The organism is Shewanella sp. SP2S2-4 (assembly GCF_031932025.1).
Lineage (GTDB): Bacteria > Pseudomonadota > Gammaproteobacteria > Enterobacterales > Shewanellaceae > Shewanella > Shewanella baltica.
Genome location: NZ_JAUOER010000030.1, coordinates 1 through 11821 on the forward strand (window position 1 = coordinate 1; position 11821 = coordinate 11821).

The window sequence follows — 11821 nt, forward strand, 5'->3', positions numbered from 1 at the left end:
CCGATCTTAGATCGGTTTTTTTATTAACAGCGGTTTAATACCCATTGTATTGATAGCCGTCAGCAACACACTGCTGCTGACGACTTTGCACGCTTTTAAGTGCATAAACAATGTTATAGATTACACACAAACGCCCAATCAGCAGAAGCTCCAGGTGCCGCGTTGGTCCACCACTTAGCTTGGTAAACAGCGCGACTGTTTTTCATCCTATCGCCCGTTGCTGCATGACTTGGATTTCCCTGATAGTCCTTTTGCGGGAAATTTGGATAAGCAGGAATACCCACAGTATCGACACTCGTCGCTTCACAGCTATCCACCACAGGTACTTGGCATTCAGGTAAACTTGGATTTGCAGCACAATCCACAGGTGGAACAACGGAACTCGCCGCACCAAATCCATATCGAGTGCCATTAAAACTCACAGTAAAGTTTGATGGCATAGAGACAGGCAAATAGTACTTAATCGTGCCGTCAAACGTTGCCCCAGGCGCGAGACTTTTCCAGGTTGGCAAGATAAAGCGAACATGGTGGAAATCATTCTCCAACCCGCCCACGTTATTTCCTGCCACATTGGAACCATCCGTTACCACAGTTAAGCCCATACCCGATTGATCGGCAATTTCGGCTGAAGTTGAAGTCGAAATATCAAATTCAAACTCAGCACCGCCGGGTATAGTCACTTGGCTATTATTGGTGATGGTCAAAGTTGGCGTAATCGGATAGTTACTGTCGCCCACTTTATAGCCAGATAAGCTTGCAGTTAAGGCCAATGTTTGTGATGGCATTACCTGATTGCTGGTGCGATTGCCATACGGGGTTGCTTGCGCAAATCCATTGTACGCAATGCTGGTCATAGTCTCACCGACAAAGAACTCACCCTGACCATTGTTCCGTTCAGGATACCAGCCGAAGTCACCTGCTAATTCCCAGAACATGACGCCACCAATGCCGTTATCGACCACATATTGCACTTTGCGCGTCATAGCTTGCTCGTCTTCAGTAGACAGATATACCTTTTTTATAGGGTTCCATAACCATGAAGATTCCGCCACTGCGTCATAATGGCGCTCATAGGTGCCCGTAAGTTGATCGGCGACATTCGTTTGCGGATCTAATCCATAAAGGCTTAAATAACTGCCGCTGATACCGTGCTCCAAGTTTTTAGCGTGCCACATAGGGTTTGAGCCTGCGAACATCTCATCGCCACGTACATCACTATCGTGCCAGAGGTTATCAATTCCTTGAGCACCGTAACCACAGTTTGACGCCCCATCACCCGTACCCACAGGACAAGCCGTTTGATCCGGATATGCCGCCAAGCCCCATAGGCCGTTAGTGCCACCACTGACATTTTGCCAACCACGCGTATAGTAAGGAATACCGATATTGATCCGCCCTGCTGGCATAGAACCGCGGAAATAATGGTATGCCCAATCGGTATTGAGATAACCAATGCCGCCATATTGCGCCGTACTATAAACATCCCAATGCGCAAGCTCTGCATCTGTACCAGTGTCAAACAGCGCCGCATTGTGACCGACAAAATCATTCCACGCGCCGTGCAAGTCATAGCTCATAATATTGACGTAATCGAGATAACGAGTCATCTGATACGCCTCCATCCCACGTAATAAATAGCCCGATGCTGGCGCAGCAACGGTCAACATATAGTGCTTACCATCTTGCTTGCTAGCTGCATCGAGTTTTTCACGCAGAGTTTTCATCAACAGTTCGTACTGTTTAAACAAGGTCGCACGCTTTGGCTCTGACATCGAAAAATCATCAGGATTACCGGATTTAGCCATTGATGTCGCGTACTCATAGTCGATATCCGCCCCATCAAAGCTGTAAGTACGTAAGAACGTCACCACAGAATCGGCAAAGGTTTCAATCCCTTGCGTCGTCTGAGTCATCTCATAGAAACCACCACTGGCAACACGATTGCCGTTATCATCAAAATAACCGCCCGTTTCAGCCCAGCCACCAATCGAGATTAAAGTCTTAACGTTTGGATGGCGTTTTTTATACTTATTGAGTAAGTTAAAATGGCCTTTGTAATTAAACTCGGGATCCATCTCAGCGCCTGCAACGCCCGGCCACTCTAATCCTGTTGCCGCGTTCGTGACACTATTGGGGTCGCCAATAGAGACCTTATTATTCGAATCAATATGCGCAAATGCATAATTGATGTGAGTAATTTTATCCCACGGAATATCACTTGCGAGATAACTCGGCTGGCCATTTTTACCCGTGCGCCACGAAGTAAAGTAACCGATAACGCGGCGGGCGTGATCGCTACCCATTTTTTCGCGGCCCTGTTGATCGTACACATCGCAATAGACTGAATCACCCACTAAGCCTTCAGGACGGCAAGCCTCATTATCGGTTGGTGCTTGACCTACTCGGCCGATGACAGCGGTTGATAATGTTGTCAGGCCAAGATTATCGATAGCCTCAGCGGTGAAACGAATGTCGCCGTTTTCAATGGCAGTCCATTGTGCACTGTATGGCGCGGTTGCATCTTCAGCAACGAGCACACCGTTAGCATAAAAGCGCACGCTGGCCACATCGCCATCACTGTCAGTCGCAGTTGCTGCGAGTGATAACACCGTGCCTAAATCTGTTTGAAAGTTGGCCTGCGGCGCGGTTAAAGTCACGCTCGGCGCTTGATTAGCTGCGGCAACATTGAGTTTGATGATTGCCGACAAGCCACTGGCATTGTGACTATCGTAGGCACGGGTTTGTATTTGATGCTCACCGACTCCAACGGCCTGCCACGTTGCCGAATAGGGTTCACTGTTATCAGTCGCAATCAATTGACTATCAAGATAAAACTCAACTTTAGTAATGCTATCACCCGTATCAGGATCGCTCGCATTCGCGCTAATGGTTACTGAGTCGCCAACAGTGACAGCGCTGTCATTTAGAGGTGACAAAATTTCTGTCGAAGGCGGTAAGTTTTCACTCGTAGCATTGATAACGGTTAGCACAACACTTTTCTCGGTCGTCGCACCTTTGTCATCGGTCGCTACCGCTTTAAGCTGAACACTGCCGATCGCATTAGTCGTCCAAGGGCTCGTTACCGCCTGACCATTGGCAAACCAATTTACGCTCGAAACGGTACCGTCAACATCAGATGCATCGGCCTGCAGCACGACAACATCCCCTAAATTCACACTCACATTGTTTTGCGGCTGCAAGATAACCAGTGTAGGGGCTTGGTTTTGCGCTCCATCACACACGCCTTTGTTTTCCCATACGCCCCACTGCCCTGTTTGGCTAGGGTTTTCATTCTGGGTCCACCACTTATTTTGATAGAGATAATTATCGTAGGTTACAGGCGTGACGGTTGCATAGATTTGGCTACTGTTCCAAGCTGCTATGTCTTGGCAACTCACTGCTGCAGCCGTTTGAGAATAACTGAAACCCGCCATAGCTGTGGCCATTAACCACGCGAATCGCTGTTGCTTCATTACCCAAGGTATATTACAGATCATGTTGAAATCCTCTTTTATTATAGTATGTTACCGAAATAGTCCTTTACACGAGCACATACAACGTCAGATGACAACAAAGGGGTTACTGCGGAATATTCAAGGTAGCTCAATGTAAGTAATTTGTTAACCTTTAAAGTGTTATATTAAATAACTAGATATGACAAATTTTAAAAATCACTTTACTTTTAATGGCTTATACTTAAATAATGAGTTTTAAATATTATCTGCTATGCATAGCCGCTTAAAAGGTTAGTAATAAACCGACAATAAAATCTGCTAGAGGCTCAAAGTGAAGTGGTTTTCTATCTTTAAGAATTAAAAATCTCTATAATTCAGCCTTATTTGCTGCATTACCTTAGGTTGCTGTATGTCGCTTACGCCCATTTCTCCAAACACCGAAAATACCTCACGAACCGAAAACTCTGAAGCACAATTCCCAGAAGCGATTCAAACGCGAATCGATTCCTCAGAAGCGCGGGTAATCAAAGCGGTATTTCCATCCATCACCAACCATCACAATACGTTATTTGGTGGCGAAGCTTTAGCGTGGATGGATGAAACGGCCTTTATTGCTGCAACTCGTTTTTGCCGTAAAACCTTAGTAACTGTGAGTTCTGATAGAATCGATTTTAAAAAACCTATCCCCGCAGGCACATTAGCCGAACTGATCGCGCGGGTGATCCATGTCGGTAACACTTCATTGAAAGTTGAAGTGAACATCTATGTCGAAGACATGTATCAAGACCATCGAGAGCATGCCATACGTGGTGTGTTCACCTTTGTCGCAGTTGACGAACAACGAAATCCCACTCAAGTGTGGACATACGAATAGTTTTTAGGCGATTGAAAGACACTAAACCGCCCGTCATCTCGGGCTTTTCATCGCGACTTTGCAATTTAAATATGTTTTTTATAACACCGACCAAAGTCTAACAACCAGAAACATATCAAAATTTTGTCCTAATTCATGAATAAAGCAATAGGATCCTTGATTACTTTTCTGTTACATTGAGTTCAATCTTCACGCGCACCGAACATAATCATAAAAGCCATGAAGCTAGAAAACTTAAATATTATTATCGCAGACGATCACCCATTGTTCAGAAATGCACTACGTCAAGCGCTGACCACAGCGTTTGAACATGCACAATGGTTTGAAGCCGACAGTGCTGACGCACTGCAATCTGTATTGGATGTCCGTAGTGTCGACTACGATCTTGTACTGTTGGATCTGCAGATGCCAGGATCACACGGCTACTCCACCCTTATCCATCTTCGCTCACATTATCCCGAACTACCCGTTGTAGTGATATCAGCCCACGAGGATATCAATACCATTAGCCGTGCAATTCATTATGGCAGCAGTGGTTTTATCCCTAAATCGGCCTCGATGGAAACCCTCAAAGAGGCGCTAAGTGCAGTGTTATTCGGGGATATTTGGTTACCTAAAGGCACTGAGATTATTGATATCGATGACGATGCCGTTGATAAAATGGCCAGTAAATTATCCGATCTCACGCCGCAGCAATATAAAGTGCTGCAGATGTTTGCCGAGGGTTTGTTAAATAAGCAAATTGCCTACGATCTTGGCGTTTCAGAAGCGACCATCAAGGCGCACGCGACTGCCATTTTTAGAAAACTGGGCGTTCGCAACCGTACCCAAGCTGTTATAGCACTTGCTCAACTTGAAATGGATAAAGTCGATTTATCTTAATCGCTCATCTCACAAAAATGCCGCTTAAATTAGCGGCATTTTTATGTCGGCAACTCGTCGCCAATTAACGCATTGGCAAATTTTTATCAGCAAACATTTCATCGATAAGCTGCTGGTCCCGTAAGGCGACGGCTTTCTCCACTACGTCACGGGTTAAATGCGGCGCAAAGTGCTGAATAAAATCATACATATAACTACGCAAGAAGCTGCCCTTCCTGAAGCCAATTTTAGTCGTACTGTGAGCAAACAAATGGCCAGCATCAATCGCCACTAGATCTTTATCAATATTAGGGTCAATCGCCATAGAGGCGATAACGCCCACACCTAATCCCAAACGGACATAGGTCTTCAGCACATCGGCGCTGGTCGCACTAAAGACGACACGCGGCTCTAAATTGGCACGATTAAAGGCTTTCTCAATTTCAGAGGCTCGGTCAAAACCGAACACATAGGTCACTAAGGGGAAGCGCGCTAACTCTTCGATGCTAATCGGATTATTTAAGCTACGAGTCGCAAGGGGATGATCTTTAGGCACCACGATGGAGCGATTCCAGTGATAACATGGCAGCATAATCAAGTCGGAATACAAATGCATTGCTTCGGTCGCAATGGCGAAATCCGCATCACCGCGCGCGGCCTGTTCGCTGATCTGCGCCGGCGTCCCTTGGTGCATGTGTAAATTCACTTTAGGGTAACGATCTATAAACTGGCGAATGATCGTCGGCAATGCATAGCGCGCCTGAGTGTCTGTCGTGGAAATATTCAACTCGCCTTGATCGGGCTTAGTATATTCCTCAGAAACTTTCTTAATGCTCTCAACTTTACCTAAAATATCATTGGCAATGCTGATCACTTGCAAACCTGCGGGTGTAACATGGGTTAAGTGCTTACCGCTACGACCAAATATTTGGATACCCAACTCATCTTCAAGCATGCGAACTTGTTTGCTGATCCCTGGTTGAGAGGTATACAAGTTTTCAGCGGTTGCCGACACATTGAGGTTATGTTTTACGACCTCAGCAATATACCTGAGTTGTTGCAGTTTCATCTTATTTCCTTGTCCCAAACACGCAAAATGCCATTAACAACTGAGCCCTCAAAGCACTCTCAGCTATAATCAATCGTTATAGTATATAGTAAAATTTAAAGCAAATAGGAATATAGAGCACAAGTCTGCAGATTCATACGACAGAAATGATAACCTAGGCTAAGATAACTATGCTAGTTTATTGATTTATTGTAGCATTAGCTCAATTGGATAAATAATGGAACATCTATGTCATTCACCTTGGTTCTGATCCTCATCGGTGCGCTTTTACTGCTTGTTATCGGAATTAACGTATTACAACAACAAAAAGAACGCGTAGAGGCTGAGCGGCGCATTGAATTTGCCCGTCAAAGAGCAATTATCGATGAAACCGAAGCTGTGTTATCAAACACAGGGATGATACCTTGTAGCACGAATATTGTGTTAGTTTTGTACCGCCGTGTGCAAGATGCCTTACAGGCTGCGACAGCTATTAGTTCTAGCCAGCAACAGTCTGATTATCAGCGCCGCCTAGCCGATATTAATAATCAAATAACAACCCTACAGTCTGGTCAACCTCAATCACCACCGATTGAGAATTTCAGACTACCCGATAACGACAAACAAATTTTAGCGCTAGTTCAAACCTTGAAAAAGCTCAAGGCAATACTCAGAGCTGAGCATAATAAAGGTAAAGTCGACCCAAGCATTTTTGCTCAGGAAGAAAATCGTATCGACAGTTTACAGCTGAGGATCAATGTTGATTCCATGCTTTCCCGAGCCAGAGCAGCCAGTTTTATGAAGCAATATGGTTCATCAAAACAAATGGTGACTAAAGCCCTATCGACATTGCACGCGATTAAGGCACAAACACCGAATGACCCTTTCATTGGTCGTAAAGTGGATGAGGCTAAACAATTACTTGATGAGATTATGGGCGCGCAGAAACAATCTGAACCCAGTGCACCAAGACCTAAAAATGAAGAAGATGATATCGACATGCTGTTTCAACCGAAAAAGAAATGGTGATCAGTTCCTATTTGCTGACTTTTAAGTTGAATTAGCGGCACGCTTTCCACTCCTTCTTCAGCGTTATCGGGCGTGGTGAGTGAGTACGAATCAAGCGAACAACATTTTTGGCTCATCGTCTACAGCATCAAATCAGTCTCTAAAGAAATCGAAACAAAAAAGCCAAGTCATCATTGATTTGGCTTTTTTATTCTCTTGCCGTTAAGCTAACTCAATCCGCCGCTATGCGCTTTTCTTGGCTTTCTTGGTAGTCTCACTCACCCACTTGCCATTGACGTAATGCGCTGACCAACCAGTAGCTTTACCGTCGACTTCAGTCGCAACGTATTGCTCTTTCGTCTTACGGCTAAACTTCACCGCAGCTTTATTGCCTTCGTCATCAGTGACGGGGGCATCGGCTAAATACTGGTATTTAGGCCACAGTAGCTCACGGTATTGAACCAGCTCTTCAACCAGAGGTGCGCGGGTTTCCCGTGATTTAGGGAAAGTGCTGGCTGCTAAGAAGATCCCTGCTGCACCATCACGTAATACGAAATGGGCATCCGATTTGCTGCATTTCAGATCAGGCAAATAGATAGGATCTTCTTTTGGTGGCGCAGCCTCACCGTTCTTCAGTAATTTACGGGTATTTTTACATTCGCTATTGGTACAACCAAAATACTTACCAAAACGGCCGTTTTTCAGTTCCATGTCGTGGCCACAGCGATCACACTCAATCAGCGGACCTTCATAGCCTTTGATCTTGAATTGGCCTTCTTCGACTTCATAGCCTTCACAAATCGGGTTGTTACCACAGACGTGTAGCTTACGCTTCTCATCAATTAGGTAACTGTCCATCGCTGTGCCGCAAATACTACAGCGGTGCTTCGCACGCAGTGCATCAGTCTCGGCATCTTCACTGTTTTCGCTAATCGCCTCAACGCCAGGCGTAAGGTTCATCGTTGTCTTACAGCGCTCTTTGGGAGGTAATTCGTAACCAGAGCAACCAAGGAAAACACCAGTTGTTCCTGTACGAATACCCATAGGGCGACCACAGGTTGGGCACTTGATATCCGTCATTACCATTTGGTTAAGACGCATGCCACCTTCTTCGGGATCGAGCTCCGCTTTTTCTAATTGCTTAGTAAAGTCAGCATAGAAACCATCGAGCACTTTTTTCCAATCTAATTCACCGCGGGCCACATCATCTAATGTTTGCTCCATGCTGGCGGTAAAGTCATAGCTCATTAAATCAGCAAAACTGCCGACTAATCGCTCGCTGACAATTTCACCCATTTTTTCGGCATAGAAACGACGATTCTCAACTTTTACATAACCCCGATCTTGAATCGTTGAAATAATAGTTGCATAGGTCGATGGGCGGCCAATACCGCGTTTTTCTAATTCTTTAACTAAAGAAGCTTCGCTGTATCGTGCAGGCGGTTTAGTAAAGTGTTGTTTAGGTTGCAACTCTTTTAACGCTAATACATCGCCTTGTGCCACAAATGGCAACGTATTGTCTTCTTCGTTTTTCTTCTTGAGTGCTGTTTGCACGCGAGTCCAACCATCAAAACGTAAAGTACGTCCCGTTGCTTTGAGCTCATAGTCACCCGCTTTTACGGTCAACTTAGTGGCATCATATTGGGCTGGCGTCATCTGACACGAGACAAACTGTCGCCAAATCAGCTCATATAAGCGCTGAGCGTCACGCTCCATGTCCGATAAGGTCGCCGCTTGGACATGAACGTTCGATGGACGAATCGCTTCGTGAGCCTCTTGTGCGCCTTCCTTAGAACCATAACGAATGGGTTCAGCGGGTAGATATTTATCACCAAATTCTTTGGCAATCATATCACGCAAGTTTTCAACGGCTTCTTGACTCAAATTGGTCGAGTCGGTACGCATATAAGTAATATGACCAGCTTCATAAAGTCGCTGAGCCATCATCATGGTCTTCTTCACACCGAAACCTAAGCGCGTACTCGCCGCCTGTTGCAATGTCGATGTAATAAAAGGCGCAGAAGGTTTGCTTTGGGTCGCTTTGTCTTCGCGGGCCAGCACGGTAAAACTCGCCGCGGATAACGCTTGAACCGCCGCCATCGCTTGCTGTTCATTGATAGGATTAAAGGCCGCATCTAAATGCTTAACCACTTCCATCCGCAAGGCTTCTTGAGCGGGCGTACTCAGCTCTGCATGTACATCCCAGAACTCTTCCGGTACAAAGGCTTTAATTTCGCTTTCACGTTCAACCACTAAGCGAACGGCAACCGACTGCACTCGTCCAGCGGATAAACCGCGAGCGACTTTTTTCCACAGCAGTGGCGACACCATAAAACCGACAACTCTGTCTAAGAAGCGACGAGCTTGCTGGGCATTAACCATGTTAGTGTCGAGTGTCGACGGCTTGCTAAAGGCATCTTGAATCGCAGACTTAGTAATTTCGTTGAAAACTACACGTTGATACCGTGAAGGATCACCGCCAATCACCTCTTGCAAATGCCAGGCGATAGCTTCTCCCTCACGGTCTAAGTCGGTTGCGAGATAGATTTGGTCGGCGGAATCGGCAAGTGCCTGTAGCTCTTTAACGACCTTTTCTTTGCCCGGCAAAATTTGATACTTAGCCGCCCAGCCCTTTTCAGGGTTTACGCCCATGCGAGACACCAGCGCTTGCTGATCTTTCACCTTTTTATATTGAGCTTTTTCTTCTGGCGACATTTTCTTAACTTCGGCAGCGGATTTAACCTTTTCATTGCCTTCTGAAGTCGATGATGTCGGCAGATCACGGATGTGACCTACGCTCGATTTAACGATGAATTCTTTGCCAAGATATTTATTAATAGTCTTAGCTTTGGCCGGTGATTCGACAATAACTAGCGATTTACCCATAGTTTAATTTGCGCCAAAAAATCTCAAGAAGGTGGAAATTGGCACCATATATAGAGGGTTGTACTGATAGTTTCAAGTTAATCCCTCTTTTATATGTACCAGCGAGTCACTTTTTAATCAAAGTTGAAAAAATGTAAAAATATAATATGCGTAATTAAAAACTAATATTTCATTATTTGCCAGCAAGCAAGAAATAGTTATGCATTTATCGTGAAAAAGTCGCTTTGAGCACAAAACCGTCCGCTTGTGCACTCGAAAAGCTTCAGTATACTGGGTTCCCTCAGGGACCATATGAACAAATAATAACTTTCCCTATCACAAGGATAAGCAATGAAGCACTTTGAAGCGAATTTTGATGGACTCGTTGGACCAACACACAATTACGCAGGGTTGTCTTTTGGCAATGTCGCCTCTCTCAGCAATGCCGCCTTAGTTTCCAACCCCAAAGCTGCTGCAAAACAAGGACTCCAAAAAGCCAAAGCACTTGCCGATATGGGCATGGTTCAAGGTATGTTAGCCCCTCAAGAGCGCCCAGACCTCTATACATTGCGCCGAATTGGATTTTCCGGCTCTGACGCCAATGTATTAATACAGGCCGCGAAAGAAGCGCCTATGCTGCTTAATGCCTGCTGCAGTGCATCCAGTATGTGGACTGCCAATGCCGCAACTGTCTCACCCAGTGCAGATACGCGTGACGGCAAACTGCATTTCACCCCAGCAAATTTAGTCGATAAACTGCATCGCAGCATCGAGCCCCTCACAACGGGGCGCATATTAACAGCAACTTTCAGTGATCCCCACTTTTTTCATCACCATAGTCACTTACCTGAACATAATAGCTTCGGTGATGAAGGTGCGGCGAACCACACTAGGCTATGCAACGAGTACGGCCATGCCGGTGTAGAATTGTTCGTTTATGGGCAAGAAGCCACCAATCCCAATGCCCCTAAACCGCAAAAATATCCAGCTAGACAAACCTTAGAGGCATCGATGGCAGTGGCACGCTTACATCAGCTTGAAGAGGATAATTGCGTCTTCATCCAGCAGAATCCTGATGTAATTGATCAAGGTGTATTCCATAACGATGTTATCGCAGTCGGTAACCAAAATGTGCTGTTCTACCATGAACAAGCCTTCTTAAATACCCAACATAAAATTGATGAAATTAAACGTAAGCTCGATACCGAACTGTATTTCATTGAAGTGCCCACCACTAAAGTGGCGATTAACGACGCCGTCAAAAGCTATTTATTCAATACCCAGATTATTACGCTTCCTTCTGGTGAAATGGCCATTATTGCCCCAACCGATTGCCAAGAAAATCCGGCAGTATTTGCCTATTTGAATGAACTACTGACACTAAACACCCCCATTAAGCAAGTGCTTTACTTCGACGTAAAACAAAGCATGCAAAACGGCGGCGGCCCCGCCTGCCTGCGTTTGCGTGTTGCAATGAATGAGATGGAAGTCGCGGCCGTAAATCAACACACTCTGATGAATGATGCCTTATTTGCACGTTTAAACCTTTGGGTAGACAAACATTACCGTGACAGATTGACCACCCAAGATCTTGCTGACCCTCAGCTAATCATCGAATCACGCACTGCATTAGATGAGCTCACGCAAATCATGAAACTAGGTAGCGTGTATCAGTTCCAGCGTTAGAATAACGCTGGCAATTTATATTTC

At 45.4% G+C, this 11821-nt stretch carries 7 protein-coding genes; 4 read left to right on the forward strand and 3 right to left on the reverse strand.

Going from position 1 to position 11821, the window contains the following annotated elements; translation table 11 throughout:
- Positions 1-113 precede the first annotated feature (113 nt).
- Positions 114-3497, reverse strand: a complete 3384-nt coding sequence (locus tag Q4Q54_RS19020; RefSeq protein ID WP_311989265.1) for a chitinase C-terminal domain-containing protein — start codon at positions 3495-3497, stop codon at positions 114-116.
- Positions 3498-3864: 367 nt separating this feature from the next.
- Between Q4Q54_RS19020 and Q4Q54_RS19025 the strand changes: the two genes are divergently transcribed.
- Positions 3865-4329, forward strand: coding sequence for an acyl-CoA thioesterase (locus tag Q4Q54_RS19025; protein ID WP_011847014.1), 465 nt, complete (start codon positions 3865-3867; stop codon positions 4327-4329).
- Positions 4330-4548: 219 nt separating this feature from the next.
- Positions 4549-5211, forward strand: a complete 663-nt coding sequence (locus tag Q4Q54_RS19030; RefSeq protein WP_106650737.1) for a response regulator transcription factor — start codon at positions 4549-4551, stop codon at positions 5209-5211.
- 64 nt (positions 5212-5275) lie between these two features.
- Here Q4Q54_RS19030 and cysB read toward each other — a convergent pair whose 3' ends face one another.
- Entirely contained in the window at positions 5276-6259 is a 984-nt protein-coding gene (gene cysB / locus Q4Q54_RS19035) for an HTH-type transcriptional regulator CysB (RefSeq protein WP_106650738.1), read from the reverse strand.
- 228 nt (positions 6260-6487) lie between these two features.
- Between cysB and zomB the strand changes: the two genes are divergently transcribed.
- On the forward strand, positions 6488-7267 hold the full coding sequence (zomB, locus tag Q4Q54_RS19040; protein ID WP_311989266.1) for a flagellar motor control protein ZomB: 780 nt from the start codon (positions 6488-6490) through the stop codon (positions 7265-7267).
- A 222-nt stretch (positions 7268-7489) separates the two neighbouring features.
- Here the strand turns inward: zomB and topA are convergent, their stop codons facing one another.
- Positions 7490-10132: a type I DNA topoisomerase gene (gene topA, locus Q4Q54_RS19045; RefSeq protein ID WP_006086246.1), complete on the reverse strand. Its 2643-nt coding sequence runs from the start codon at positions 10130-10132 to the stop codon at positions 7490-7492.
- A 330-nt stretch (positions 10133-10462) separates the two neighbouring features.
- On the opposite strand from topA, the gene astB reads away from it, so the two are divergent.
- Positions 10463-11797 carry an N-succinylarginine dihydrolase gene (astB, locus tag Q4Q54_RS19050; protein ID WP_311989267.1) on the forward strand — a complete coding sequence of 445 codons (1335 nt, stop codon included), beginning with the start codon at positions 10463-10465 and terminating at the stop codon, positions 11795-11797.
- Positions 11798-11821 lie beyond the last annotated feature (24 nt).